Source organism: Pseudomonas sp. GL_090 (assembly GCF_057837765.1).
In genome coordinates, this window is the sequence record NZ_CM174452.1 from 1,037,190 (window position 1) to 1,062,558 (window position 25,369).

The 25,369-nt window shown below is 59.9% G+C and carries 24 protein-coding genes and 1 pseudogene; 16 read left to right on the top strand and 9 right to left on the bottom strand.

Annotated elements, in window-relative coordinates; genetic code table 11:
* Window positions 1-29: 29 nt before the first annotated feature.
* Together AC3ITA_RS04565 and AC3ITA_RS04570 are read left to right on the top strand one after the other, a co-directional pair.
* Window positions 30-374 (top strand): toxin, encoded by a 345-nt coding sequence (locus AC3ITA_RS04565; protein ID WP_095944520.1) that lies wholly within the window; start codon window positions 30-32, stop codon window positions 372-374.
* A complete protein-coding gene (locus AC3ITA_RS04570; protein WP_007970375.1) occupies window positions 371-685 on the top strand; it encodes a helix-turn-helix domain-containing protein in 315 nt (104 codons plus the stop codon). Before AC3ITA_RS04565 ends, AC3ITA_RS04570 begins: the two co-directional genes overlap by 4 nt.
* Before the next feature lie 59 nt (window positions 686-744).
* Here AC3ITA_RS04570 and AC3ITA_RS04575 read toward each other — a convergent pair whose 3' ends face one another.
* Both AC3ITA_RS04575 and AC3ITA_RS04580 read right to left on the bottom strand, forming a co-directional pair.
* The gene (locus tag AC3ITA_RS04575; protein WP_489279585.1) at window positions 745-1,023 is read right to left on the bottom strand and encodes a DUF3077 domain-containing protein; all 279 of its coding nucleotides are present in this window, start codon (window positions 1,021-1,023) and stop codon (window positions 745-747) included.
* 641 nt (window positions 1,024-1,664) lie between these two features.
* On the bottom strand, window positions 1,665-3,083 hold the full coding sequence (locus AC3ITA_RS04580) for an aminotransferase-like domain-containing protein (RefSeq protein WP_095944469.1): 1,419 nt from the start codon (window positions 3,081-3,083) through the stop codon (window positions 1,665-1,667).
* Window positions 3,084-3,231: 148 nt separating this feature from the next.
* Between AC3ITA_RS04580 and AC3ITA_RS04585 the strand changes: the two genes are divergently transcribed.
* The 10 genes from AC3ITA_RS04585 to AC3ITA_RS04630 all read left to right on the top strand — a co-directional run bounded on the left by AC3ITA_RS04585 (window position 3,232) and on the right by AC3ITA_RS04630 (window position 12,549).
* On the top strand, window positions 3,232-4,332 hold the full coding sequence (locus AC3ITA_RS04585) for a hypothetical protein (RefSeq protein ID WP_489279586.1): 1,101 nt from the start codon (window positions 3,232-3,234) through the stop codon (window positions 4,330-4,332).
* A 42-nt stretch (window positions 4,333-4,374) separates the two neighbouring features.
* Complete coding sequence (locus tag AC3ITA_RS04590) at window positions 4,375-5,655, top strand: ATP-grasp domain-containing protein (protein ID WP_489279588.1); 1,281 nt, start codon at window positions 4,375-4,377, stop codon at window positions 5,653-5,655.
* A 48-nt stretch (window positions 5,656-5,703) separates the two neighbouring features.
* The gene (locus AC3ITA_RS04595; protein WP_046040191.1) at window positions 5,704-6,198 is read left to right on the top strand and encodes a RidA family protein; all 495 of its coding nucleotides are present in this window, start codon (window positions 5,704-5,706) and stop codon (window positions 6,196-6,198) included.
* Between the two features lie 79 nt (window positions 6,199-6,277).
* Entirely contained in the window at window positions 6,278-6,763 is a 486-nt protein-coding gene (locus tag AC3ITA_RS04600) for a cupin domain-containing protein (protein WP_489279589.1), read from the top strand.
* Between the two features lie 243 nt (window positions 6,764-7,006).
* Window positions 7,007-7,651 (top strand): glutathione transferase, encoded by a 645-nt coding sequence (yfcF, locus tag AC3ITA_RS04605; protein WP_489279590.1) that lies wholly within the window; start codon window positions 7,007-7,009, stop codon window positions 7,649-7,651.
* 32 nt (window positions 7,652-7,683) lie between these two features.
* On the top strand, window positions 7,684-9,024 hold the full coding sequence (locus AC3ITA_RS04610) for a KamA family radical SAM protein (RefSeq protein ID WP_150672156.1): 1,341 nt from the start codon (window positions 7,684-7,686) through the stop codon (window positions 9,022-9,024).
* 31 nt (window positions 9,025-9,055) lie between these two features.
* The gene (locus tag AC3ITA_RS04615; protein WP_489279592.1) at window positions 9,056-9,931 is read left to right on the top strand and encodes a branched-chain amino acid aminotransferase; all 876 of its coding nucleotides are present in this window, start codon (window positions 9,056-9,058) and stop codon (window positions 9,929-9,931) included.
* An 18-nt stretch (window positions 9,932-9,949) separates the two neighbouring features.
* Window positions 9,950-10,708 carry a TauD/TfdA family dioxygenase gene (locus AC3ITA_RS04620; RefSeq protein ID WP_095944475.1) on the top strand — a complete coding sequence of 253 codons (759 nt, stop codon included), beginning with the start codon at window positions 9,950-9,952 and terminating at the stop codon, window positions 10,706-10,708.
* 66 nt (window positions 10,709-10,774) lie between these two features.
* Window positions 10,775-11,734: a diiron oxygenase gene (locus tag AC3ITA_RS04625; protein ID WP_489279594.1), complete on the top strand. Its 960-nt coding sequence runs from the start codon at window positions 10,775-10,777 to the stop codon at window positions 11,732-11,734.
* 14 nt (window positions 11,735-11,748) lie between these two features.
* Window positions 11,749-12,549: an N-acyl homoserine lactonase family protein gene (locus AC3ITA_RS04630; protein WP_150672152.1), complete on the top strand. Its 801-nt coding sequence runs from the start codon at window positions 11,749-11,751 to the stop codon at window positions 12,547-12,549.
* Between the two features lie 243 nt (window positions 12,550-12,792).
* On the opposite strand, the gene AC3ITA_RS04635 is transcribed toward AC3ITA_RS04630, so the two are convergent.
* From AC3ITA_RS04635 to AC3ITA_RS04650, 4 genes and pseudogenes are all read right to left on the bottom strand, one after another.
* Entirely contained in the window at window positions 12,793-14,217 is a 1,425-nt protein-coding gene (locus AC3ITA_RS04635) for an aminotransferase-like domain-containing protein (RefSeq protein ID WP_489279596.1), read from the bottom strand.
* 218 nt (window positions 14,218-14,435) lie between these two features.
* Complete coding sequence (locus AC3ITA_RS04640) at window positions 14,436-15,140, bottom strand: hypothetical protein (RefSeq protein WP_095944479.1); 705 nt, start codon at window positions 15,138-15,140, stop codon at window positions 14,436-14,438.
* A gap of 324 nt (window positions 15,141-15,464) precedes the next feature.
* Window positions 15,465-16,984: pseudogene (locus AC3ITA_RS04645) on the bottom strand (sensor histidine kinase).
* The gene (locus tag AC3ITA_RS04650; RefSeq protein WP_056728524.1) at window positions 16,981-17,700 is read right to left on the bottom strand and encodes a response regulator transcription factor; all 720 of its coding nucleotides are present in this window, start codon (window positions 17,698-17,700) and stop codon (window positions 16,981-16,983) included. Before AC3ITA_RS04650 ends, AC3ITA_RS04645 begins: the two are co-directional and overlap by 4 nt.
* Before the next feature lie 265 nt (window positions 17,701-17,965).
* Between AC3ITA_RS04650 and msrB the strand changes: the two genes are divergently transcribed.
* From msrB to msrA, 3 genes are read left to right on the top strand one after another with little or no spacing between them, the layout of a single operon-like run.
* Window positions 17,966-18,484, top strand: a complete 519-nt coding sequence (gene msrB, locus AC3ITA_RS04655; RefSeq protein WP_095944483.1) for a peptide-methionine (R)-S-oxide reductase MsrB — start codon at window positions 17,966-17,968, stop codon at window positions 18,482-18,484.
* 33 nt (window positions 18,485-18,517) lie between these two features.
* Window positions 18,518-20,293, top strand: a complete 1,776-nt coding sequence (locus AC3ITA_RS04660) for a cytochrome c biogenesis protein DipZ (protein ID WP_489279599.1) — start codon at window positions 18,518-18,520, stop codon at window positions 20,291-20,293.
* A gap of 30 nt (window positions 20,294-20,323) precedes the next feature.
* The gene (gene msrA / locus AC3ITA_RS04665; RefSeq protein WP_095944485.1) at window positions 20,324-21,031 is read left to right on the top strand and encodes a peptide-methionine (S)-S-oxide reductase MsrA; all 708 of its coding nucleotides are present in this window, start codon (window positions 20,324-20,326) and stop codon (window positions 21,029-21,031) included.
* Window positions 21,032-21,040: 9 nt separating this feature from the next.
* On the opposite strand, the gene AC3ITA_RS04670 is transcribed toward msrA, so the two are convergent.
* Entirely contained in the window at window positions 21,041-21,958 is a 918-nt protein-coding gene (locus AC3ITA_RS04670; RefSeq protein WP_095944486.1) for a LysR family transcriptional regulator, read from the bottom strand.
* Window positions 21,959-22,060: 102 nt separating this feature from the next.
* Between AC3ITA_RS04670 and AC3ITA_RS04675 the strand changes: the two genes are divergently transcribed.
* Window positions 22,061-23,251: an aspartate aminotransferase family protein gene (locus AC3ITA_RS04675; RefSeq protein ID WP_489279602.1), complete on the top strand. Its 1,191-nt coding sequence runs from the start codon at window positions 22,061-22,063 to the stop codon at window positions 23,249-23,251.
* A 223-nt stretch (window positions 23,252-23,474) separates the two neighbouring features.
* Here AC3ITA_RS04675 and AC3ITA_RS04680 read toward each other — a convergent pair whose 3' ends face one another.
* Both AC3ITA_RS04680 and AC3ITA_RS04685 read right to left on the bottom strand, forming a co-directional pair.
* A complete protein-coding gene (locus AC3ITA_RS04680; RefSeq protein ID WP_414929729.1) occupies window positions 23,475-23,969 on the bottom strand; it encodes a P-loop NTPase family protein in 495 nt (164 codons plus the stop codon).
* Window positions 23,970-24,221: 252 nt separating this feature from the next.
* The gene (locus tag AC3ITA_RS04685; RefSeq protein WP_489279605.1) at window positions 24,222-25,148 is read right to left on the bottom strand and encodes a CgnE/CgnB domain-containing protein; all 927 of its coding nucleotides are present in this window, start codon (window positions 25,146-25,148) and stop codon (window positions 24,222-24,224) included.
* Window positions 25,149-25,369: the final 221 nt, after the last annotated feature.

Below are 25,369 nucleotides of genomic sequence, written 5' to 3' on the forward strand. Positions count from 1 at the left end.
ACTATAAGCAAATTGCCTATAGTTTGCCGATGCGAACCGTATTCTTCGAAACCACATCCTTCACTGCAACCGTTGGCGATTATCTGACGGACGATGAGTATCGTGCTTTGCAGTCGCACATGCAGTTGAACCCGCAAGCGGGTGATGTCATGCCTCGAACGGGCGGTTTCCGAAAGCTGCGTTGGGCTGATGGACGCCGAGGTAAAGGTAGGCGAGGTGGCTTGCGGGTTATCTATTATTGGCTTATGAATAATGGCCAGTTCTGGATGTTCGCAATTTATGACAAAGATGAGCTTGAGAATTTGACCGCCGACCAAGAGAAGGTGCTCAAGAAAGCCATAGAGACAGAGTTGAAAAAACGAGGTACCCCATGAAAAAACGCGACCTGTTTGCAGAGTTGATGCAGGGCGTTGATGAGATGGCGGCTCAACGCGAAGGCAAGATTACGTTGCGCAATACGGTAGTGGAGGACATCCCTGCACCAGAGGTGGGGGCGCAAGAAATCGTTGCGCTACGGGAAAAACTACACATGTCCCAGGCCGTTTTTGCCAAGCGAATTCGAACCAGTCCCAGCACCCTGAGAAACTGGGAGCAGGAAAAGTCGAAGCCCAATGCTCAGGCCGCCTTGCTGATCAGGTTGGTTGAGAAGTTTCCGGATATGGTTGATCGACTGGCAGTCGTCTGATCACATCGTCGAATATCTGAAAAGCCCCGCGTTTCAAACGAAACGTGGGGCTTTTTCATTCAGGCGCGGTTGTTACAGGGTGCATCGAGCACTTTCACCAAGTCATCGATGATTGCTTTGCTCATGTCCTGCAAAAAATGCGAGGCCCAGGCGAGTCGGTCGGAGTCGCGAACCATGGCGGCGTCTGAGGCGAGCAGTTTGGCTACGTGGAGCAGGTCGGAGGCGTGGTAGAGGGCTTCGATCACCGGGACACCGGCATTGATGCGGAACAGGGGTTCGTTGGCGTGGTAGGAGAAGGGGGTGAGGCCGATGGTTTTGAGGTCTTGGGGATTGGTCATTGGGGTTCACCTCCTGTTGGTCAGGTGGTGTGGGATGACCGGTGAAGCGGACAGATCAATAGCGTGCATTGGCAATACTCCAGAAATCAAAGTAGAGCCGCCACGTTCGTTCTCAGGCGAATGGGTGGCAGCTATGCGCAGGCTGAGAAACCGGTTGCACGACCCGGCAGACCCGAAGGTCTCCCACGCACAGCCGCCATTGCACGAAATGCGGGCATAAAAAAACGCCAACAATCGTGATTTGGGCGCTAGTGCGCGTGCAGTTTACCCGGGTTCTCAGGCCCGGTCGCTGAATTGGCAGCGACCGGGCAAAGTTAGCCGGCAAGGATAAGGTCGGCAATCGTAGCCATCTGATGGCCGGGGATCTCATTGGATACCACAACCCCTGTGGGAGCGAGCCTGCTCGCGATAGCGGTGTATCAGGCAACATTGATGCTGGATGTGACGGCCTCATCGCGAGCAGGCTCGCTCCCACATTGGACTAGCGTCATCGCTGATATCGAGCATGACGCTGGCCCCTGTGGGAGCGAGCCTGCTCGCGATGGCGGCGTGTCAGGCAATATCAATTTTGAATGTGATGGCCCCTTCGTCGGATCGCCGCCCGGAGCAAGCCCGCTCCCCCACAGGGTCGAGGCAGTCAGCTATTTTTGGGGATTATCAAGCAACCGAAAAAACCGCTCCCGCACCTGCAAGCTGTCACTGTGCGCCACATTGAATCGCAGGAACTGACTGGCATCCGGTCCTTTGCTCAGCAAGGTGCCCGGCGCCAATACCATGTTGTTCTCCAGCCCCTGGCGAGCCAGGTTCTCGGCATGCAAGCCCTCCGGCAACCGTGCCCAGATAAACACGCCTTCGCCGGGCAACGAGGAAAGCGAGCACCCAGCCTCCGCCAGCCAACTCGCCACACGACTATTGGACTCATACAACCGATCCACCGTGCGTCGCGCATGCTTGGCATAGCTGCCGTCGCTGAGCATGGTGCAGGTGATCTGTTCCGCCAGCTCCGACGTCACCCCGCCGCAGGCCATTTTCAGGGCGACCATGCGTGCCGCCAATTGTGGCGACAGCACGGTATAGCTGACGCGGCTGTTGGCGGTCAGGGTCTTGGAGAAGCCCGATACATAACTCACGTTGTCCAGCCCGCTGGCCGCCAGGCGCGGGGTGCGGCGTTGCTGGATGTCGCAGTACAGATCGTCTTCGACGATGTGGAAGCCATGGCGGTGGCTCAGTTCCAGCAAGCGGTAGACCTGGGCCGGGGTGAACGAGTGGCCGGTGGGGTTATGCAGCGTGCTGTTGGTCATGTACAGCACGGGTTTGTGGGCGATCAGCAGTTGCTCGAAGGCGTCGAGGTCCATGCCGTCGCAATCCCGGGCGATGGTGATGACTTTGGCCCCATGCAACGCCAGGTTGGCGTGCATGTTGAAGTAGCAGGGGTCGTCGAGCAGCACGGTGTCGCCGGGTTTGACCAGCAGGCGCATCAGCAGGTCGATGGCCTGCATGGTGTTGGCGGTGGTGATGATCTGGTCCACCGACGCTTCGATGCCGAAGGTCGCCAGTTTGACCCGCAGGGCCTGGCGCAACGGCAAGTAACCGCCGGCTACGCCGTACTCGCCCATGCGCAACGACGTCGCACGCAAGGTGCTGCGCACGGCTTTCTGCAATTCTTCGGCGGGTAGCCACGAGGTCGGCAGAAAACCGCAGCCGGGACGCAGCGTGCCGTTGTCCAGCAGCAAGGCGCGACGAATCACGCTGAGGGTGTCCTGAGGTTGCAGGTCCGGGCCGGTGCCGCTTTTCAGTGCCGCTTCGGAGCGATGCACGTAATGCCCGGAGCCCTGGCGAGACACCACCAGCCCCTTGGCCCGCATGCGGTCCAGGGCATCGACCACCGTGGACTTGCCCACGTTCATCAAGTCGGAGAGTTCGCGAATCGGCGGCAGCTTGGCGCCGTGGGGCAGGCCACCGGTGCTGATCGCCTGAGTCAACTGATCGACGATCTGCTGCACCAGCGGCGCGCCGGGCTGGAATTCAATGGCGGCAATGACTGCGCGTTGAACCTGCATTTTACTGGTCTCTCCGGCAGTAAAGTTCGTTGGATTCTATACGAACTTGCCCTGATCAGGACAAGCCTCTCTCTCTACCATGCCCTTACAGACTTTTCTGAAGGTCGGCCTTTGTCGGCGGGCGTTCACCCGGTTCCTGAGGTGCTGCATGAGTGTCGAAACAACGGTCGCGGTAGCCAAACCGGTCATCAACCTGCGGCTATTCACGATCCGGATCATCACCGCCGTCTCGCTGTTCGCGGTGCTGGGCAAGGCCAACGTCTGGCTCGACACGGCTACCAACAGCATCCTGGCCCTTGGATATCGCGCCTTGTTGCTGCTGTTGCCCCTGACTTTACTGGTGCTTGGCCGCCGTTCCCTGAGCGTCACGCTGCTGTGTGCCGGCCTTGGCCTGGTGCTGCTGGCGCTGACCAGCCATCAAGGCATGGTGATGTTTGCTGCGGCACTGTTTGCCTACGGCATTGCCATTGCCGGTTACCTGATCAAGAGCGAAGCGGCCCAGACCAAGGAAGGCGCGGCCTACAACCGCGTAGCCATGAACATGGGCAGCCTGGTGGCCGGTTTGATCCTGCTGTCGCCGCTTCTCACGCCTACGATGTTTTTCCTCGGTGCGGCGGCGTTCGTGTTGCTGTGCCTGCCGATCGCCCTCGGCGCGACCTTCACCACTGAACCGGTGGTCGCCCGCCCGGCCAGTCAAACCGGAAGCAACTGGGGCAACAAACTGCCCTGGGTGATCGCCGGCATCATCATGGGCATCAAGCTGTTCGGGGTGTTCTCGATCCTGCCACAGGCGATCCTGCTCAAGACCGGCGAGCTGCCGGCCTGGTACGGCTTGATGCTGATCCTCAACAGCGCCGTAGTGGTGTTCGCCCAGGTGCCGGTGATGAAGCTGATTGAGCGCACCGGGCGCTTCAAGGTCGTGACGGTGATCGGGATCATCGTCGGCGGCTTTGCGGTGCTGTCTTCGCCCGCCGCGTTCCATGTCGAAACCCTCGCCGGGGCGCTGGTCTGGGTGGCGCTGCTGTCCATCGCCGAATGCGCCTTCAGCTACCTGGATTACTTCTCGGTCAAGCAAAACAACATGTTCGTCAAGGAAGTGTCCCTGGGAGTGGGGGCCGGGCTGACCGTGTTGATCATGCGGGTGGTGCCGGCGCCGTACAACGCGCTGGTGCTGGCCGCCATCGGTGCCGCAGGGATCCTGGCCTGGTATTGGCTCAACCGTAAATCCAATGCGTCGCTGCATGACTGAGTCATCGCCGTTGCGGTTTTCACTTTGCAGGTCGGGGGCATTATGAATACGACTTCATGCGTAGTAGTGGTCGGTTACAACGGCAATCGGGTTCACGACATCCAGAAGCTGCGGGAGCTGTGCAAGTCGCTCTACAACGCCAGGCTCATCCTGCTGGTCGAGAAAATTCAGCCCCATGACGATCAGGTGGCCGATCACGTCTGCAGTACCTCACTGGCAGAGGAAGATGTGGCGGCGTCCCTTGAACTGGTGGTGGGGTGCCTGAATGCCGACAGCTGGAAGCTGATCGGCGTACTGCCGTTCTCCGATCGCGGGGTGCTGCTCGGTGCGGCGCTGGCCAGCCATTTCGGCCTGCCGGGCATTACCCCGGGCGAAGCGCGGGCGGGCGTGGACAAGCAGATTTTCCGCCAGCTCGAAGCGGCGGCCAGCACCTCCCCTGGAGAATACCGAGCGGTGTTTTCCGTGCGGGTCGAAAGCCTGTCGGAACTGCGCCAGCGCGTCGTCGAACTGGGTGGCAAGGCCTTCATCAAGCCGGCCTGTGAAGGCGCGAGCCGGGGTTGTCGCGTGATCCATCACCCTTCGGAATGCGATGACGCCTGGCTCGCCCTGAAGCCTTACCGCGAAGGCGGCATCGTTCTTGAAGAGTTGGTGCAGAACGCCCGCGAATACAGCTGGGACTGCGTGGCGGGCAGCACCTGGGTGACTGAAAAAACCACCACCGAAGGCGCTTATCGCGCAGAGATCCAGCAAGTCGTGCCCGCACCGCTTGCGGCTGAGGTACAGGCACTTTTGATGGCGGCCGGTCGGCATATGGCGGGCCTGGTGTCCCGGGACAACGGCGCCTGGCACAACGAAGTGTTCCTGCGCAGCGATAACCTGACCTCGGCCGTGGAAACCAACATGCGGCCCGGCGGCATGCACATCTGGGACCTGGCCAAACGCGCCTTCGTCGATTTCGATCCGTGGGAGCGCTGGGTGCGCTGGGCGGTGGAAGGCCAGACCGAACAGCATGAGCCAGTGGCCCGCGGCTACTGCGGCATTCGACTGCTGAGGGCGCCATCCGGCGGCATCCTGCGCTCGACGCCTGACATCGAGGCCCTGGCCCGCGCCCTGCGTATCGACCTGGTGGAAGGCCAGTACGCCAAGCGTGTCGGTGACTCGGTCAGCGCGCAGATCAAGGACAACTTCTCATTCATCGGCCACATCGTGCTGTTCAACGAACACTACGGGCAACTGAGCAACGACCTGTTGCGTCTGGCCGAAGCGATTGAGTCACGCATTGAGGTGACTTGCCTGGCACCGGCCACCCGCGCCGTGTGTTGAGCCCGCAAGTCCCCGTTTTTTGCATTACTGATCAAGAGGGTTCGATCAATGATCCAGCACATGACCTGCGATGAACGCTTCATCGCCCTGGCCAAAGAGTTTGGTTATGACATCTACGGCGAAAACACCGCGGGTGGGCATTACGCACCGCTGATCCGTCATCACGATGAGCTGTACATCAGCGGCCTGGTGCCGCGCATGAACGGCAAGATCCATTACCCCGGCCGTGTCGGGCTGGACCTCAGCATGGCCGATGCCCAAGCGGCGGCCAGCATCAGCGCGATGCGCGGGTTGGCGTTGATCGTCGATGCGATTGGCTCGCTGGACAAGATCAAGTCATTGATCCGGGTAACGGTCTATGTGAAGTCCACGGCGGACTTTGTCGATTTGAGCGAAGTGGCCAACGGCGCCTCGGATGTGTTCAGCCATGTGCTGGGCGATGCCGGTAAACATACGCGCACTACAGTGGGTGTTTATCAGTTACCCAAGAATGCCGCGATAGAAGTGGACATGATCGCCGCCTTGCGCCCATCGGTTTTGTAAGTTGTTTCCCGACTTTACAGTGCTGAACCCTTAACTTAATGTTTAGCGCTAAAGTGTGGGGAAAAAAAAGGACGTGCGAATGGATAACTTTCAAGGTGCGTTTTTTTCATACAAGGACTTTCGTCAAAGCCTGCACCATCGACCGCCAAGTCCCAAGGTATGGAAAGGCACTGAACTGGCGGGCATGCGTCAGACCCTTGAAGCCAGCGACGTTGATATTGTCGCATTGGCTCACGACAAGAGCATTGAGGGTTGTGAAGTGACGCCTGGCATGGCAATCGCCATGCAATGGCTGAACCCCGGTGTGACGCTCAACGGTCATGCCCATTCCTGGTGGCACCTGTTTGTCATCCAGTGTGGCAGTGGCGTGTTGACCCTCGGCGATGCCGACGGGGTCAACGTCAGCAATGGCGACGTGTTGCTGGTACCGGCGTGGACCAGACACGGCTTCGTCAACACCAGCAAACACGAGCCACTGGCGATGCTGAACATGAGCAACATGCCGCAAATGGCACTGCTTTCGAACTTCGCCGACAGCCATGGCCTGATTACCACCCAGGCGTAATTTCCTAGCGAATCAACCCAGGGAGCCCACCTGCGTCGGCTCCCTTTTTTTGTTTTTCAGACCTGCCCCGGTATCGCTTTTTGCAGCGTTGTTACCGGGGTTTTAACTGCGTGTCTGTCGGTGGAAAACAACTTTCTGTATCGATTGAAACGGGCAAATTCTGTATCTATCCAGCCTTGATTCAACTAACTACGATCACTTCCAATGCACGTCAAACCCTGCAGTTGGTCAATGGAGTGTTCTATGGAAAACAGGAAGCTAAAACTGTATGTCGGCGCCGACTATGTCAGCGCTTTTGCGATGTCGGCTTTTGTGGCGCTCAAGGAAAAGCAACGTTCATTTGAACTTGTTACTGTTGATCTAAAGTCACGCGAAAACTATCTGGCGAGTTATCGCGATCTTTCGCTGACCTGCAAGATTCCAACGCTGGTTCACGAAGGTTTTGCGTTGTCGGAATCATCGGCGATTGCCGAATACCTTGATGAACTCTCCCCGGGGCATAAAAAACTCTATCCGCAGGACCTCCAGCAGCGCGCCCGTGCCCGTCAACTGCAAGCCTGGTTGCGCAGTGACTTGCTGGTGGTGCGCAAGGAGCGCCCGTTTGACCTGGTGTACTTCGGCAAGAAAAACACCGCGCTGTCCGACGAGGCCCAGGCCGCCGTCGAGCGCTTGTTCTTCGTCGCCGACCATTTGCTGGAAGAGGGGGCGGAGCATCTGTTCGGCGACTGGAGCATTGCCGACACCGACCTGGCAATCATGCTCAACCGACTGGTTGCCAACGGCGATCCGGTGCCTGCACGGCTCGCGGCGTATGTACGTCGCCAGTGGGATCGCGACAGCGTCCGGGCATGGATGGACATAGAGCGCAAAGCGCCGGCCATCGCGTAACAACACTCAGGGCAATCACCAGGAGCGCGGCCATGCAAGGACTGTCGGAGCACGAACGCTACAAACCCTATAACTCACGCACCATCCGCGATACACCTTACTGGCACAAGCTGACGCCGGCGTTGCAGGAGGCCATGACCATCGTGGCCAGAGTCATGCCGTTCCGTACCAACGAATACGTGCTGGGCACGTTGATCGACTGGAGCAACATCCCGGACGACCCGATTTTTCGTATGACTTTCCCCCACAAGGACATGTTGCTGGCGGAGGAATATGCCTCGCTCAAGCAACTGATCGAGCAAGATGACGGCGCGGCGATCAAGCGTCGGATCGAGGCGATCTGGCGCCGTATGAACCCGCATCCGGCCGGGCAGTTGACCCACAACGTTGCCACCCTCCACGGCAAAGTCCTGCCGGGCATCCAGCACAAGTACCGCGAGACGGTGCTGTTTTTCCCCGGAGCCGGTCAGACCTGTCACGCGTACTGCACCTTCTGTTTCCGCTGGGCGCAGTTCATCGGCGAAGAAGAACTCAAGTTCAACGCCCGCGAGTCCCAGGAGCTGGTCAGTTACCTGAGGGTGCACACGGAAGTGACCGACGTGCTGATTACCGGCGGCGACCCGATGATCATGAACACCCGCTCCCTGGCCGGTTATATCGAGCCGCTGCTGGAACTGCCACACCTGAAGAACATCCGCATCGGCACCAAGTCCGTGGCGTACTGGCCCCAGCGTTTTGTCAGCGACAAGGATGCGCCTGAGCTGCTGGAGCTGTTCCAGCGCATCGTCGCGGCGGGGAAAAACCTGTCGATCATGGGCCATTACAACCACCCGGTGGAGATCCGCCAGCCCATCGCCCGCCAGGCCATCGAACGCATTCGTTCGACGGGGGCGACGGTGCGCATGCAGGCGCCGGTGATCCGCCACATCAACGAAAACCCCGCCGATTGGGCCGCGCTGTGGACCGAAGGTGTGCGGCTCGGGGCCGTGCCTTATTACATGTTCGTCGAGCGCGATACCGGACCCAGTCACTACTTCGCACTGCCGCTGGCCAGGGCCTTCGAGATCTTCCAGGCGGCGTATCGCACGGTATCGGGCCTGGCGCGAACGGTGCGCGGGCCGTCCATGAGCACCTTCTACGGCAAGGTGTTGATCAACGGCATCGAGACCGTCGCCGGGGAAAAGGTTTTCGTCTTGCAGTTCCTCCAGGCCCGCGATCCGCAATGGGTGTTGCGCACGTTCTACGCGCGCTTCGATCCGCAAGTGACCTGGTTCGACGATCTGCAACCGGCCTTCGGCGAGCGTGCGTTCTTCTTTCAGACCGAGCTCACCGCCGTGCCGGAATTGATACCCGTGTTGCTGGAATCGGCGTAGGAAAAATCATGAACAATGGGGAGATATGGATATGAGCAGTATCCCGTTTGATCAGCGCGAGGGCGTTATCTGGCTCGACGGTGAGTTCGTCGAGTGGTCTCGGGCGCAGTTGCATGTGCTGACCCATGGCCTGCATTACGCGAGCACCGTGTATGAAGGCGAGCGGGTCTACAACGGCAAGGTTTTCAAGCTGCGCGAACACAGCGAGCGCTTGTATCGCTCGGCGCAACTGATGGACTTTGCCATCCCCTATGCACTGGCTGAACTGGAAGCGGCGAGCTACGAACTGCTGCAACGCAACAAGGTCGCCGACGGCTACCTGCGCCCGGTGGCCTGGCGCGGCAGCGAGATGATTTCCACTTCGGCGCGTTTCAACCGTGTGCACCTGGCCATCGCGTGCTGGCAGTGGCCGAGCTATTTCGACCCAGCGGCGCGCATGGCCGGCATCCGCTTGAAAACCGCGAGCTGGCGTCGTCCGCCACCGAGCAGCAGTCCGTTCGAAGCCAAGGCCTCCGGGCATTACCAGATCGCCACGCTGAGCAAGCACGACGCCGAGAACACGGGGTACCACGATGCGCTGATGCTCGACTGGCGCGGCCACGTGGCCGAAGCCACCAGCGCCAATGTGTTCTTTGTCAAAGGCCGGACGCTGCACACCCCCGCACCGGATTGCTTCCTCAACGGCATCACCCGCCAGACCGTGATCGAACTGGCCAAGGCGCTGGACTATCAGGTCGTTGAACGCACGATTTTGCCTACGGAGCTTGGCGACTTCGACGAGTGTTTTCTCACCGGCACCGCTGCCGAAATTACCCCGGTGCAGAGTATCGATGAGCAGCACTATCGACCGGGTGACGCCTGCCGCGACTTCATCGCGGCGTACACCTCAACCGTCAACGCCGGATAACCCGCCAGGAATCTCACCATGTCAGACCAAGGGATTGTTGCGTCTCAACCTTGCATTTCGCTCGGCCATCGTCATGAGGAACTGTCGACGTTGGGCTGGACGGTGCTGACCCCCGAGGAATTTGCCGATGATGTCGTAGGCACCTTGCTCGAATTCGGCCCGATCATTCCGCAGTTCAACGGCCAGATGGCCTTTGCCATTACCCGCAAGCCGGGTTACGAAGACTTGCCGTACTCCCAGAGCATGAACGGCATCGGCCCGCACACCGAAGCGCCGGTATACGGGCCGCCGCCACGCTACCTGGCGTTGCATTGCCATAAACAGGCCACGTGCGGTGGCGGGCACACCGGTTTGGTGGACGGCTACGAATTTCTCAAGTCCCTGGAACACAGCGAACCGCAACTGCGTGAGTGGCTGGATGACACGCCGGTAGAATTTGTCGCCACCGCCAAACCCGGCGAACCGGCGCAACGACGGGTCAAGGAATACATCCTCACGCCTACAGAGGACGGGGATATTTTCCGCTTCAGCTACAACCAGTTTCACTACGGCGACGTGAACCCGTCCAAGGCGGCCCTGCAGCAATCCCTGGTCGCCGACAGCACCTCGCCGCTGGCCAGGTTTGCCGTGCTCGGCGAAGCGTACTTCGTCGAGCACAACGTGCCGGTGCTGATTCCCGACGGATGCCTGCTGATTTGGGACAACTGGCGAATGATTCACGCCCGCAGTCGTTACACTGACCCGACGCGCAACCTGACCCGCTATTGGCTGGCCTGATTTTTCCGTCGCCCTTCATTCCTTTGGCGTACCCCAGGCGGGTACGCGCCTTACAGGTATCGCGTCATGCAAACAGCAATCGAGATCGCCCAGGTCGACCATCAACTGATCGTGCGGCTCAACCAGGCCTGGACCAAGCGCGCCACGGTGTGTTCGCCGGACAGGGGCCAGGTCGAAGAAGTGTTCGACCCGGCACGCCCGGATTACCCGGAGTGCATGGTGCCGTTTTTTCATCACCCGAAGTTCCAGGCGCTGAGCGACGAGCTCAAAAGCAGCGTGGTGACCTGGGGCTGGATCGGCTACAACCTGCGCACCGTCACCGCCGAGGAACATGTGGTCAATCCGGCGCTGAGCGTCATTGCCAATCAGTACCTGGGCAAGGATGACTGGCATTTTCGCGAGGCCATGCAACAGACCCTGATCGACGAGCACTACCACACGCTGATGCACCTGCGCGCCATCGAGCGGACCAAGCTCGAGCGGGCGCTGGATCAGGATCTGGACTTGCCGCCCTCCGTCACTTACCTGCGCCTGAAAGCCCAGCGTGAAGCACTGCCTGAGCAATGGCAGCGGGATCTGGCGGCGATCACCTTTGCAGTGGTGGCCGAGATCAGCGTCAACGCCTACCTGGACTTGCTGGCGGACGACCAGACCATCCAGCCGCAGAACCGCCGGGTGGCCGAACTGCACAACCGTGACGAATATGCCCACAGCAAGGTGCTGGCCGAAGTGGCCAAGGTCATGTACGCGAACATGCAGCCCATCCAGCGGGAATTTTTCGCACGTAACCTGTCGGTGGCGCTGAGTGCTTTTATCGCTCAGGACTACTCCATGTGGGAGGCGATTCTGACACAGCTCGGGGTCGAGGATGCGGCGCTGATCATTGCCGACACCCGCGAGAGCAACAAGAACGCGACCATCATGCGTGACTATAGCGGCCTGCATAAGTTGGCCCATGACCTGGGCATCAGCGAGCAGATCGATTTCGATTTCCGTCCAACCCTCAAAACCACGGCGGCCGCCTGAACCCGGAGGTGTCCATGTCTGCTCCTGTGTACGAAGTGTTCGCTATTCGTGTCGGCGCAAACGCCCAGCGCACCGCCAGGGAGAACTTTCTCTACGACGCCTGCTGCGGTGATCCGAATGCGCCGATGCCGCTGGACTACTATTTCTGGGTCATCCGCAACGAGCAGCAGGTGATCGTGGTCGACACCTGTTTCCAACCGGCCACAGCGGACCGGCGCAATCGTCAGATGTATCGCCTGCCGGAGGAATCCTTGCGACAACTGGACATTGATCCGGCCCGGGTCGAGCAACTGATCCTGACCCATTTGCACTGGGATCATGCCGGCAACCTTGGGCTATTCCCGAAGGCGACCGTGCATTTGCAGGAAGCGGAACTGCGTTTCTGTACCGGGCCGAAAATGGCCTACCGCACGGTGAACAAAACCTACGAGGTCGAGGACGTGATGTCGGCGCTGCCGCCGCTGTTCGAAGGGCGGATGCGTTTGCACAACGGCATGGTGGAAGTACTGCCCGGCGTGACCCTGCACCCGGTGGGCGGACATACCCCGGGCAGTCAGGTGGTGCGGGTGAATACTGAGCGCGGCTGGATCGTGCTGGCCTCGGATGCCGCGCATTTGTGGGTCAACATTCGTGAGCGCAGCCCGTTTCCGATTCTCGATGACCTGGCGCAAACCCTCGAAGCCTTCACCGAGATCGACCGCCTGGCCGATGGCGAAGACCACGTCATCCCCGGCCACGACCCGCTGATCGCCGAGCGTTTCCCGCGCTGGAATGACGACCCGCATATCATTTGCCTGCACCAACCCCCGAACTGACCACAACCTCCTGTGGGAGCGAGCCTGCTCGCGAAAACGGCGGCACATTCAACATTGATGTGCCTGATACACCGCTTTCGCGAACAGGCTCACTCCCACAGTTGATTACTGTCGTTCAGCGATGTTGTGTTCACCGCAAATCCCTTGTAGGAGCGAGCCTGCTCGCGAAGACGGCGGCATATTCAACATTGATGTATCTGATCCACCGCCATCGCGAGCAGGCTCACTCCTACAGAATCGCGGTCAACCCTGATGTTGGAGCAGGCGCCCCAACGTCTGCAATGCCTCATCAATCCGCGGCGAATACGGTGCGCCACAACCCATGCGCACAAAGTGATCGAAACGCCTGGCATTGGAAAAGATATCCCCAGGCGAAATCTGGATGCCGGCCTTCAACGCTTCGTCAAATAACGTCATCGATGAATGCCGGCGAGGCAGTTCCACCCATAACAGCGTACCGCCCTGGGGATTGGTCACGTGGGTGCCGAGGGGGAAGTAGCGAATGATCGCCTCGCTCATCTGTTGACGTTGTTGGGTCAGGGTTTTCCTCAAGCGCCGCAGGTAACGTTCGTAGGACGGTGTGCGCATGAACTCACTGGCCGCCAATTGCGATAACGCCTCGCACCCCCGCGACTGTGCATGTTTGAGCATCTCCACGCGGTCGTGCCATTTGCCGGCGCTGATCCAGCCCAGGCGCATGCCCGGTGCCAGGGTTTTGTTCAACGAGGCGCAATAGATCACGTTGTCGGTGCTATCCCAATGTTTGAGCGTCGACAGCGGCTGTTCGGTGTCCACCAGGTCGCCGTAGGTGTCGTCCTCGATCAGCACGGTGTCGTGCTCGGCGCACAGTTTCACCAGCCGTGCCTTGTTGGCGTCGGGCATGATGCTGCCCAGCGGGTTTTGCAGGTTGGGAATGACGATCAGCGCCTTGACCCGTTCGGCACCTTGCAGCAGCCGTTGCAGGGCCTGCAGATTGAGCCCGGTATGGGCCGAGGCCGGGACTTCCAGCACGCGCAGGTTCAGGCTTTCGAGAATCTGCAGCAGACCGTAGAAGGTCGGCGACTCCACGGCTACGGTGTCGCCGGGGCGGGTGACCGCACGCAAGGCCAGATTGATCGCTTCGGTGGCGCCGTTGGTGATCACGATCCGTTCGGGGGCCAGGTGGGTCTTGCTGGCCAATGCACGTCGGGCCAGGATGTTGCGCAATGCGCTGTTGCCGCAGGTCGATCCCGCGGCACCGAGCAGGCCGGCGTCGTAGCGCAGCGCCTTGATCATGCTGTCTTGCAAGGTCTTGAGCGGATAAAGCTCCGGCGCGCAGTAGGCGCTGGCGAAGTTGACCCTGATCGTCGCGCGTTGGCTGGCCTTGAGTACCGCGCAGACCTGTTCATGAATGCCGACATACGCGCGGGTATCCGGCGCCAAGGCAATCGGGGCGGGCCTGGGCGCTGTGTCGGGCTGGCGAATGTAGTTGCCGGAACGCGGTCGGGCTTCCAATACACCGCAGTCTTCCAGTTCCCGGCACACCTGCACGGCGGTCGACAGGCTGACGGCATGTTTTTCCATCATCAACCGGATCGAGGGCAGGCGTTCACCGGTTTTCAGGGTGCCGCTGCGGATCGCGTCCAGGTAGTGGTTGGCTAACTGGCGATACAAGGGGGGCGTGTTCATGGTGACCTCGGCAGTTGCACCACCGGGGTCTGGGCTGGAAAGTGAGTTGACGCTCCCCGCAGGCGGACCCGTGGTGCTCATGGGTGAAGGGAAGTGGTGTTCTGCGTCGATACTGGAAGAGTAATTGCGGTTTTGCCCGAATCACGGACAATAAAAAGCCCCGCACTGATGGCGGGGCTCTGGAGTCAGTCGCTGAGGACCTTGTGACGCGGGGGGCCTTACTGTACTGCGATGCTGTACCCGTCGAACGCGCTCTGTTGCTGCAGGGCGGTGATGATGTTCTTGCGGTTGACGGCCTGTTCGGCGCCGCTATTGTCCAGGAACGTCTCGCTTTCCAGTTCCGCCTCTTCGCCTTCGCCAACGAAGGTGAAACCGAGGAATTCCAGGGCCTCACGGTCGACGTTCAGGCGCGAGCGCGGAGTGCGCAGCGGCAAGGTGACGCTCATGCCGTCCTTGCTGATGGTGAACACTTCGACTTCTTTCTTGGCCTTGGCGGCTTTGCTCTTGCCGCCGCTCGGGTTGCTGATGGCCTGGTGGGTCTGGTTCAGCACCTTCAGGGCCAGGCCGTAGACGATTTCCTGGAACGCCGGGTCGTCCTTGAAGCTGGACAGGATGCGGCTGATCGGGAATTTGCCGCTCAAGTCTTCGAGGGCGGCGATGTCGGCGGCCTCGGCGTCCTTGAGTTGCTTGAGCTGGCCCATCAGTTCGTAGGCTTTGTCATCGTCGAAGCTGTCGTGGGCCTGACGGATCGCGGCACGCAGTTCGCGGATCTGGTCGCTTTCGCGGGTGGACTGGAAAGCGTCCAGCACCATCTCGCTGATGGTTTTTGCCTGGGGCACGTGTTGTGAAAGATTGATGGAGTTTTCGTATTCCGCTTTGGACGACAAGGTGACTACGGTTTCAGCGGTGTTGGAATCGGACATTGAAATTTCACTACTTTTTTAGCTTGAATTGGGGCGAGAAAGCCCGGGGGCTTTTTCAGGTCGCCTAATCTATTGGACCGGGGCGACGTTGTCACGGATCAACAGGCGGCTGGTCATTTTTTTGCTCCCCTGTAGGAGCGAGCCTGCTCGCGATGGACGTTAACGATAACGCGTTCATTCTGGATGAGCACGGTGCTCTTGAGACCATCGCGAGCGAGCTCGCTCCCACAATGGATCGGATTGGCTGCGGATTTTGTGATCGACACATAACCCCTGTGGGAGCGAGCTTGCTCGCGATGGGGCCCTGACAGACACCACCGTCCTTCAGGCCTGCCGCGGTGTATTGAGGTTCATCGACGCACCGCCAACGCAGTTGCCGTTTCCTCATCGATCGGCAATGAAAACCGGAACGTCGCCCCGCGCCCAGGCACATCGATCAGCTGAATCTCGCGCCCATGCAATTGCAGGATGCGATGCACGATCCGCAGCCCCAGCCCACCATCACGCCGTGCGCCGCCGATATTGAACGGGCGCAGGAACAACCCTTCGCGCAGTTCCGGGGCGATGCCGGGGCCGGTATCGCTGACCGTGACTTCAATGAATGAGCCTTGCGGGCGCAGGCCCAGCTCGACCTCGCCACCGGCCGGGGTATGGCGCAGGGCGTTGTCGAACAGGTTGGTCAGCACCCGCTCGATCAAGCCGAGATCCGCGCAGGCCGCTGAGGCATTAGGCGCGAAGGTGGCCTTGAGTTCGACTTGGCGTGCTTCGGCGGTGAGTTCGAATTTCTGGAAGATGTCCTGAGCCAGGTCGGTCAGGGAAAAGCGTTCCAGCACCGGTTGTACGAAGCCATGTTCCAGCCGCACCAGTTCCAGCAGCGACTGCGCCAGACCGCCGACCTTGCGGCTCTGGTCCAGGGCGATGCCCAGATAGCGACGGCGGTCGGCAGGGGACAGCGTGGCGTCCTTGAGCGACAGGGTTTCCAGATAACCGTGCAGCGAGGCCAGCGGCGTACGCAAGTCGTGGGAGATGTTTGCCACCAGTTCGCGGCGCTCCTGATCCTGACGGGTCAATGAGCGCCATTGCTCGCCCAGGCGTGCCTGCATCTGCCGGAATGCCGCATCGAGCACGGCGATTTCATCATGGCTGGCGGCTTTTTCCACTGCGACGGGCAGGGCCGGTGTCACCGGGACGCCATCGATGTCGAACTGGCTGACAGTTTCGGTCAAACGGCGCAACGGCCGGGTAATCAGGGCAAACGCCGTGAGACCGGCAATCAGGCACAGCAGCGCCACCAGGCCGATGGACAGCAATGCCGTGTTGAGTGCCGCGCTGGTCGCGCCGCGTTCGGCCAGGCGGTCGTGATCCTCGCCGAGCAACACCACGTAGAGATAACCGGCCGGCTTGCCATCCACTTGCAGTGGCGCGGCGCTGAACACCTTGCGCGCATCGACGCTGCGCGGGTCGTCGCCGAGAATCGGCAGTGCATCGCCCCGCAACAGGCGCTGGATCGGCGCCAGGTCGATCCGTTCGCGACGGATCCGGCCCTCGGGCGCGGCGCTGCCGACAATCTTGCCCTCGGTGTCCAGCAGGTACACCTCGACGCTCGGGTTGACCTGCATCAGTTTGCTGAACAGGTCATGCACGGCATTGGGCATCAGGCCCTGGGTGTCCATCAGCACCGTGTCACTGGCGATGTGCTGCGCCAGGTCCCGGGACAAGCCTTGCACCACTTCCTGCTCATGCATCTGGTTGGAGCGCACCTGCAACCACGCCGACGTGCCGCAGCACACCAGCAGCAGCACGGCGAACACCAGGGACAGGCGTTGCGTCAGGGTCAGCCTCATGGCTGCGGCTCCTCGCCTGTGGCGAATTTGTAGCCACGGCCCCAGACCGTGAGGATGCGCACCGGTTGCGCCGGGTCGGCCTCGATCTTGGCGCGCAGGCGGTTGATGTGGGTGTTGACCGTGTGTTCGTAGCCTTCGTGGCTGTAGCCCCACACGGCATTGAGCAGGTCCATGCGCGAAAACACCTTGCCGGGCTGGCGGGCAAAGAAATACAGCAAGTCGAACTCCCGGGGCGTGAGGTCCAGGCGCCGTCCGTCGAGGGACACATCGCGGGTGATCGGGTCGATGGCCAGGCCGTCGGTGAGCAGGCTGCCGGCGTCCATCTTCAGGTTGCGCGCCATGGCATCGACCCGGCGCAGCAGCGCTTTGACCCGGGCCACCAGTTCAAGCATGGAAAAGGGCTTGGCCAGATAGTCGTCGGCACCCAGTTCCAGGCCGAGAATCCGGTGCACTTCGCTGGAGCGTGCGCTGGTGATGATGATCGGCGTGTAGCGGGCCATGGCCCGGGCGCGTCGGCAGATTTCCAGGCCGTCGACGCCGGGCAGCATCAGGTCGAGGACCAGTGCGTCCCAGTTGCCCTGTTGCAGCAGGCGCATGCCTTCATCGCCATCGGCGCTGTGTACCACCTCGAACTGCTCATCGCGAAGGTGCAGGCAGATCAGGTCGGCGATATGCATATCGTCCTCGACCACGAGGACGCGTTTGGTCTGTTCCATTCAGCTCAATCCTTCAGTGCGATGCACGCATGATGCGCAATGCCCCTGTAGGAGCGAGCCTGCTCGCGATGGAGTGTCAGTCGACACCACTGTGTCTGAACCACCATCGCGAGCAGGCTCGCTCCTACAGTTCGGGCAGACGCATTGTGCGGGTTTTTCGGGGTCTGAGTTATCACGAATTGTTTAACTTCCCGTGAGGATTTGGCGATCACCCAAAGCCTAGGCTGTGTTCCATGAAACACCCCTGGATTTTTTGGAGGCGAGCATGTTTTCAAGACGGCAATTTCTTGTCGCGAGCGGCGGGCTGGGGATGACGGCCCTGGCAATCGGCCTGTTGCCGAAGTTTTCCACAGGCCCGGCATTGATCAGTGAGGCCAGCGCAGCGGAGGTATTCGAAGTGACCCACAGTGACAGCGAATGGCACGCGATCCTCAGTGACGAGCAGTACGACATCCTTCGCGAAGAAGGCACCGAACGCGCCTACAGCAGCCCGCTGAACAATGAGCACCGCGATGGCACCTTCGCCTGCGCCGGTTGCGACCTGCCGCTGTTTTCCTCTGCAACCAAGTTCGACAGCCGCACCGGTTGGCCGAGTTTCTGGGCGCCGCTGGACAAGGCCGTGGCGACCCGTCAGGACCGGGCGTTCGGCATGGTCCGCGAAGAGGTTCACTGCCGGCGCTGCGGTGGGCATCTGGGGCATGTCTTCGACGACGGCCCGAAACCCACCGGCCTGCGCTACTGCATGAACGGCCTGGCGATGAAATTCGTGCCCAGGACGGTGTGATTCCCTTCCGCTCACTTTTTGCAGGTAATCGCCATGTGGCTGCTGGTCCTCGCTTATCTCGGTGGTGTGCTGACGATTGTCAGCCCGTGCATTTTGCCGGTGTTGCCGTTTGTCTTCGCCCGCACCGGGCAACCCTTCGTCAAAAGCGGATTACCGCTGTTGATCGGGATGGCGCTGACCTTCGCACTGGTCGCCACATTGGCGGCGGTGGGCGGTGGCTGGGTGGTGCAGCTCAACCAGTACGGGCGCTGGCTGGCGCTGGTGTTCGTGGCATTGTTCGGACTGACGTTGTTGCTGCCGCAATTGGCTGAACGCCTGACCCGGCCATTGGTGGCGGCGGGCAGTCGTTTGTCGGAGGCGGCGGGCGCCGATGCGCGACCACGTCCCGGTGCTTCGTTGCTGATCGGCGTGGCCACCGGCCTGCTGTGGGCACCTTGCGCCGGGCCGATTCTCGGTCTGCTGTTGACCGGTGCAGCACTACAAGGCGCCAGCATTCAAACCAGCTTTTTGCTGCTGGCGTATGCCGCCGGTGCCGCCACGTCCCTCGCGCTGGCCTTGTTGCTGGGCGGCAAAGTCTTCACCGCGATGAAGCGCTCCATCGGCGCGGGCGAATGGCTGCGTCGCGGTCTTGGCGCGGCGATGCTGGCGGGTGTGGCGGCGATTGCCCTGGGTCTGGATACGGGGGTTCTGGCGCGGCTCTCTACGGCGTCGACCGGTGGTATCGAGCAGGCGCTGGTGGAAAAACTGAGCGGCAAATCTGCGCGTAACAGCGGGGCGATGATGGCGCAGAACTCGACCTCCGGGGGCGCAGCGCAAGTGGCCGAGAATTCCCCGGGCAGCTTGCCGGTCGAAGGCAACCTGCCGTCACTGGAGGGCGCCGTGCAATGGCTCAACTCGCCACCTCTCGATGCCCAGGCCTTGAAAGGCAAGGTCGTGCTGGTGGATTTCTGGACCTACTCCTGCATCAACTGCCTGCGTTCGCTGCCCTATGTGAAGGCCTGGGCCGAGAAGTATCGCGATCAGGGCCTGGTGGTGATCGGTGTGCATGCGCCGGAGTTTGCCTTCGAGCGTGACGTCGGCAACGTCACCAAGGCCATGAAAGACCTGGGCATCAACTACCCGGTGGCCATCGACAACGAGTTCAAGATCTGGCGCGCCTTCAACAACGAGTATTGGCCGGCGCATTACTTTGCCGACGCCCAGGGACGCATTCGCTATCACCACTTCGGCGAAGGCGCGTACGCCGAGTCTGAGCGAGTCATTCAGCAATTGCTGCGCGAGGCGGGGGCGGCCAAGGTCGCCGACGGGCTGATCAGTGCCAAGGCCGACGGTGTGCAAATGGCCCCGGACAACGACGCCGTGCAGTCGCCGGAAACCTATGTCGGCTACCAGCGTGCCGAGCACTTCGTACCGCAAACCGCGCTGGTGCCGGACAAGGTCGCGGCCTACAACCCGCCTGCGCAACTGGCCCTCAACGACTGGAGCCTGGGCGGCCAGTGGCATGTCGGTCCGGAGCGGGCCACCGCCAGCGCACCGGCCAGCCGCATCGTCTATCGCTTCCATGCCCGTGATTTGCATCTGGTTCTCGGCCCTGGCGCCGATGGCAAGCCGGTGCGCTTCAAGGTGCTGATCGACGGCAAGGCTCCCGGCGATGCCCACGGCATGGACGTGGTCCCCGACGGCAGCGGCACCGTGACCGACCAGCGCTTGTATCAACTGGTGCGTCAGAGCGGCGGCGTGACCGACCGGACCTTCAGTATCGAGTTTCTTGATCCGGGTGCGTCGGCTTACGCCTTCACCTTCGGCTGATTACTTTCCAACGCTTCAGGAGTTCGCCCCATGAAAACACTCTTTACCTGGCGCCGTACCCTGCTGGGGCTGGCGGCTGCCGGCATCATCGGCCAATGCTCGGCCTTCTCCTTCGGTGGCGCCGAAGAGGGGGTCATCCTTCCACCGCCGGCCCTCGATGAAACCACTCAGGCCCGCAGCGAAACCGCCGTGTTTGCCGGTGGCTGTTTCTGGGGTGTTCAAGGGGTGTTCCAGCATGTCAAAGGCGTGAAGAACGCCGTCTCCGGCTACGCGGGCGGAGCGGCCAATACCGCACAATACGAGCGCGTCAGTAACGGCAATACCGGCCATGCGGAATCGGTCGAAGTGACGTTTGATCCTGCTCAGGTCAGCTACGGCACCTTGTTGCAGATCTACTTTTCGGTGGCACACAACCCGACCGAACTCAATCGCCAGGGGCCGGATACCGGCACTCAATATCGCTCGGCGATTTTCACCAAAACCAGTGAACAGCAACGGGTCGCGCAGGCCTACATTGCCCAGCTTGATGCCGCCAAGTCGTTCGATAAACCGATAGTGACCAAGCTGGAAAGCTACAACGGTTTCTACCCGGCGGAGGAAGAACATCAGGACTTCCTGACCGAGCATCCGACCTATCCGTACATCGTGATCAACGACTTGCCGAAGGTCGCGCAGTTGAAGCAGCTGTACCCCAATCGCTATCAGGAGCAGCCGGTGCTGGTGAAGGCGGGGATGTAAATGCATGGCCTATTCGGCCGACGGGTGCTTGCCCCACCTCTGTACGGCAAACTCGACGAAGCGCCGCAGTTTCGGCAAACGGTGGCGATCCTGGGCATAGACCAGGTGCATCGGCCGGCTGGGCGGGCAGTAATCGGGCATCAGGGCCAACAGCTTTCCGTCCTTGAGATCCTGCTCGACCAGGGCGTCGGGCATCATCACGATGCCCATGCCGGTGCGCGCAGCCTGATGCAGTCCCGCCGAACTGTTGATCAACATCGGCCCGCTGACCCCCACGCTGACTTCGCCATCGGGACCGGCCAGGCGCCATTCCTTTTGCACCGATTGCCAGTCATCCCCGGCCGGATAGGCAAAGGACAGGCAGTCGTGGTGTCGCAGGTCTTCAGGCGTTTGCGGTGTGCCGCGCCGGGCGAGGTACTCCGGTGACGCGCACATGGTCAGGGTGTAGTCGATCAGCGGGCGGGCGATCAGATTGGAGGGTTCCAGAGCGCCAAGGCGGAACGCTACATCGAGGCCGTTTTCCAGCAGGTCCGGGCGCCGGTTGGTCAGGACCACGTCGAGTTTCACCCGCGGGTTTTGCCGGCTGAACTCGCTCAGTGCCGGTGCCAGACGTTCGGTACCGAAGGTCAGGGGCGCGGTGATGCGCAAGATGCCGCTCGGTTCGTCCAGCGCCTGCTCGGCCAGGCGCTCGGAATCGGCCACCAACCCCAGCACTTCCAGGCAGCGCAGGTAATACGCGGTGCCGAACTCGGTCAGCCGCTGGCGCCGCGTCGTGCGGTTGAGCAGGCGCACACCCAGTCGTTGCTCCAGGGCCTTGAGGTGATTGCCGACCATGGTCGTGGACATTTCGCACTGCAAAGCGGCAGCGGTCATGCTGCCGGTTTCCACCACTTTCACGTAGACGGTCATTGCCTGGAACAGATCCATTATCAAGCTCAGCTTTTAAATGATTGAAGTTTTTCGGTGTTTATCCAGCTCTGGTGGCTAACCATACTGCAAAAACACCGACCCTTGCTGGAGCTTGATGTCATGACCGCCGCCTGCCTGATGAGCACTTATCAACCCTTGGCCTTGAGTTTCAACAAGGGCCTGGGCACTCGCCTGTGGGACCAGGCCGGCCGGGAATACCTGGATGCGGTCGCCGGTGTGGCGGTGACCAATGTCGGCCACTCCCATCCGAAAATCGTCGCCGCCATCGTTGAACAGGCCGGGTTACTGCTGCACACCTCGAACCTCTACAGCATCGACTGGCAACAGCGGCTGGCGCAGAAACTGACGCGGCTGGCGGGCATGGACCGGGCGTTTTTCAACAACTCCGGGGCCGAAGCCAACGAGACCGCACTGAAGATCGCCCGGCTGCATGGCTGGCACAAAGGCATCGAGCAGCCGCTGGTGGTGGTCATGGAGAACGCGTTCCATGGCCGCACCCTCGGCACCTTGTCGGCCAGCGATGGCCCTGCGGTGCGTCTGGGTTTCAACAAGCTGCCGGGGGATTTCGTCAAAGTGCCGTTCGGCGACCTCAATGCGCTGGACAAGGTGCAGCAGGCCCACGGTTCACGGATCGTGGCGATCCTGATGGAGCCGATCCAGGGCGAAAGCGGCGTGCAGCTGGCGCCACCGGGCTATCTCAAGGCCGTGCGCGAACTGTGCAACCGGCGCTCATGGCTGTTGATGCTCGATGAAATCCAGACCGGCATCGGCCGCACCGGCCAGTGGTTCGCGTTCCAGCACGAAGGCATCGTCCCGGACGTCATGACCCTGGCCAAAGGCCTGGGCAACGGCGTGCCCATCGGCGCGTGCCTGGCCCGTGGCAAGGCGGCGGAACTCTTCACGCCGGGCAGCCACGGCAGCACCTTCGGCGGTAATCCATTGGCCTGCCGGGTCGGATGCACCGTACTGGATATCGTTGAAGAACAAGGCCTGCTGGAAAACGCCCGGCTTCAGGGGGCGCGCCTGCTCGAAAGATTGCGCACAGAATTGGCGGGCAACCCGAACGTCTCGCAAATCCGTGGCCAGGGCCTGATGATCGGCATCGAACTCAAGCAACCGATCCGCGACCTGAGCCTGATCGCCGCCCGGGATCATGGCTTGTTGATCAACGTCACGCGGGGCAAAACCATTCGCCTGCTACCGCCGCTGACCATTGATGAGCGGGAGGTGGAAATGATTGTCCGCGGGGTGAGTGGGGTGATTTCGCAAGTTCTCGATCGACTGGAATAATCGTTCAGCGTTGGCTTTTGATCGTAGTAGGTAAGCGGTTTCATCAGACACGTCGAGGCCAACCGGCGTGTTCTTTTTCATACTGCAATAACTCAGCAAGTGTCGGATATATCGCATGGTCTTCTCCGCATCTGGATAGGTGTTCAGTATCCGTTTGCATTCCAAAAGATGTTTCTGCGATTGCTGTAGTCCAGATCCGATTTGAAAGGGGCAGATGCAGTGGTTAACCGGGGTTTCGCATTGCGCCGAAAAAATCCGTGATTTCAGCTTGATCCATCAACCGAGTTTTTGAATCGCTAAACCCTTCGAACAACCGCTGATGCGCAGCAAATCCACTTGAGTCATCACGCGTGCGATAGCTGCCCGCCCACTCCAGCAATGCCACCAACCGTTCATCATCCTGTGTTTCCCGTTGGCGAATGTTGGCGACGCAATCCTCGTCATCGACACACAACCAGATCAACGCCGTGGCGCGGTGGAGGATTTCGCTGACGATCCAGCCGTAAACCCCTTCGATCACCCAGCGCTCCTGTTCGGCCGCAATCCGCGACATGGCCAATGCTTCGGTTCGGGGGCGGGCGATGCTGTGTTCGTCGGACAGCCAACGAATCCGGTCGAGATCGGTCCAGGGCACACGCAATTGCTCGGCCAGCCGCTGCGCCAGCCAGCTCTTACCCGAGCCGGAATTACCAATGATCAGGGTGCGGGTGAGGTCCATGAGCGACTCCGATCAATTGTGGGAGCGAACCTGCTCGCGAAAGCGGTGCTTCAGTCAGCATTGATGTTGGATGTGCTGGTCTTATCGCGGGCAAGCCTACAGGTACGCCAAAATCCGCCGGCCTGTGCGCCTTGAGGTCCATCGGTAACTTGCCGTGCGTCACTGCTCATCATTTCTGTAAGCCCTTTTATAGTGTCAGTTTTTAGACATCGCTGTGATGTGGATGGTTGTAGTGAGGGCGATCAGGTTGGCTCAGTTGTGAGTTGGGCTTACCTTTACTGCTGGGCTCAGGAAGTCTATGTGATAGCCAGAGGAACCGTCCCCGATTGCTATATGGACGCCATTAATCCCTTCGTTTAATTGAGAGTTGATTTTGTAGTCAATGCTATTTGCGATTGTGTCGTTTACTCCAATAGCAAACTCAGTCAGCTTGAGGCCTCTAGGTCCTGCTGCAAGATCCAATAGTTTTATGTGTTCATTGTCATTTATTTTCAGTGAGGTGATTGTGTTGTCTTCAATGGTCAACAGTGCACCTTCTTCAGATATGCGATCGCTCAACCATTTTAAAGAAGTATTTAAACCTTCTGGTAAAGCTGGGTTGGCTCTTCTAAGAACTGTAAGTATTCCGGATATTTTTAAGGTTCCGTGAAAGGAAAACGGACTCGGCTCTTGTGGGTTCATGTGAGCATAATGAACTTCAAAAAACTCCGCCACGGACTGAATGAAATCGTTTTCTATATCCTCGGTAATCAAAGCATAAGGCTGAGCGTGAGGGGTTATCGTTATTTGCGCGTCAGCATCATTTCCGGTCAAGAAAAATGAGTTGTGTGAATTGAGCATGTTCAGTACACGTCTTTGTGTGCTTAGCGCTCGTTGAAAGTCGCTTATCAATAACAGGTTCAAACTATAAAGTGCTGCTTTTAAAGTAGGCTCGAATACTTGTGTTGCACAAAAGATACTTTTTTTGTGCTTGGTGTTTTTCGCGATTTCAAATGTCTTTTTCGCTGCGACATTAGTGAATGAAAAAATGATGCTGTTTTTGGGGAGACTGTCGATGTCACAGATGTTGAGCGTGTTGAATCCTAATTTAGAGCACTCTTGGAGGAACTCCTCAAAGTCCGAAATTATAGAAGGCTCTTCTTGACCAAAGAGCGTTGTTATCATCGTCCTGGATAACATTGGTACCTCCTTTTTTGTCGGAGGGCGGCAAGAGTGATCTCGACGCCCATTTTCATCGATTACTCTTCAGTATGAGCCCAAGCTAACGGCGCCCAGCCAAAATTTTCCGGGCCAGAAGTTATGCGGGTGAGCTTTTCTTTAACGACGTTTTTCTTTTTCATTTGATTGTCCTTTTTCGTTTTGTTGGTTTTGTGCTCCCTGGTGGTCTTGAAGGGGGCGAA

Excerpts from the sequence above, each read along its gene's own strand:
- AC3ITA_RS04570 (WP_007970375.1), top strand. The coding sequence starts at position 371 with ATGAAAAAACGCGACCTGTTTGCAGAGTTGATGCAGGGCGTTGATGAG.
- msrA (WP_095944485.1), top strand. The coding sequence starts at position 20,324 with ATGAAAACACTCTTTACCTGGCGCCGTACCCTGCTGGGGCTGGCGGCT.
- AC3ITA_RS04615 (WP_489279592.1), top strand. The coding sequence starts at position 9,056 with ATGAGCAGTATCCCGTTTGATCAGCGCGAGGGCGTTATCTGGCTCGAC.
- AC3ITA_RS04590 (WP_489279588.1), top strand. The coding sequence starts at position 4,375 with ATGAATACGACTTCATGCGTAGTAGTGGTCGGTTACAACGGCAATCGG.
- AC3ITA_RS04680 (WP_414929729.1), bottom strand. The coding sequence starts at position 23,969 with ATGGACCTCACCCGCACCCTGATCATTGGTAATTCCGGCTCGGGTAAG.
- yfcF (WP_489279590.1), top strand. The coding sequence starts at position 7,007 with ATGGAAAACAGGAAGCTAAAACTGTATGTCGGCGCCGACTATGTCAGC.
- AC3ITA_RS04675 (WP_489279602.1), top strand. The coding sequence starts at position 22,061 with ATGACCGCCGCCTGCCTGATGAGCACTTATCAACCCTTGGCCTTGAGT.
- AC3ITA_RS04685 (WP_489279605.1), bottom strand. The coding sequence starts at position 25,148 with ATGTTATCCAGGACGATGATAACAACGCTCTTTGGTCAAGAAGAGCCT.
- AC3ITA_RS04635 (WP_489279596.1), bottom strand. The coding sequence starts at position 14,217 with ATGAACACGCCCCCCTTGTATCGCCAGTTAGCCAACCACTACCTGGAC.
- AC3ITA_RS04630 (WP_150672152.1), top strand. The coding sequence starts at position 11,749 with ATGTCTGCTCCTGTGTACGAAGTGTTCGCTATTCGTGTCGGCGCAAAC.
- AC3ITA_RS04660 (WP_489279599.1), top strand. The coding sequence starts at position 18,518 with ATGTGGCTGCTGGTCCTCGCTTATCTCGGTGGTGTGCTGACGATTGTC.
- msrB (WP_095944483.1), top strand. The coding sequence starts at position 17,966 with ATGTTTTCAAGACGGCAATTTCTTGTCGCGAGCGGCGGGCTGGGGATG.
- AC3ITA_RS04580 (WP_095944469.1), bottom strand. The coding sequence starts at position 3,083 with ATGCAGGTTCAACGCGCAGTCATTGCCGCCATTGAATTCCAGCCCGGC.
- AC3ITA_RS04595 (WP_046040191.1), top strand. The coding sequence starts at position 5,704 with ATGATCCAGCACATGACCTGCGATGAACGCTTCATCGCCCTGGCCAAA.
- AC3ITA_RS04625 (WP_489279594.1), top strand. The coding sequence starts at position 10,775 with ATGCAAACAGCAATCGAGATCGCCCAGGTCGACCATCAACTGATCGTG.
- AC3ITA_RS04670 (WP_095944486.1), bottom strand. The coding sequence starts at position 21,958 with ATGGATCTGTTCCAGGCAATGACCGTCTACGTGAAAGTGGTGGAAACC.
- AC3ITA_RS04610 (WP_150672156.1), top strand. The coding sequence starts at position 7,684 with ATGCAAGGACTGTCGGAGCACGAACGCTACAAACCCTATAACTCACGC.
- AC3ITA_RS04575 (WP_489279585.1), bottom strand. The coding sequence starts at position 1,023 with ATGACCAATCCCCAAGACCTCAAAACCATCGGCCTCACCCCCTTCTCC.
- AC3ITA_RS04565 (WP_095944520.1), top strand. The coding sequence starts at position 30 with ATGCGAACCGTATTCTTCGAAACCACATCCTTCACTGCAACCGTTGGC.
- AC3ITA_RS04585 (WP_489279586.1), top strand. The coding sequence starts at position 3,232 with ATGAGTGTCGAAACAACGGTCGCGGTAGCCAAACCGGTCATCAACCTG.
- AC3ITA_RS04620 (WP_095944475.1), top strand. The coding sequence starts at position 9,950 with ATGTCAGACCAAGGGATTGTTGCGTCTCAACCTTGCATTTCGCTCGGC.
- AC3ITA_RS04640 (WP_095944479.1), bottom strand. The coding sequence starts at position 15,140 with ATGTCCGATTCCAACACCGCTGAAACCGTAGTCACCTTGTCGTCCAAA.
- AC3ITA_RS04650 (WP_056728524.1), bottom strand. The coding sequence starts at position 17,700 with ATGGAACAGACCAAACGCGTCCTCGTGGTCGAGGACGATATGCATATC.
- AC3ITA_RS04600 (WP_489279589.1), top strand. The coding sequence starts at position 6,278 with ATGGATAACTTTCAAGGTGCGTTTTTTTCATACAAGGACTTTCGTCAA.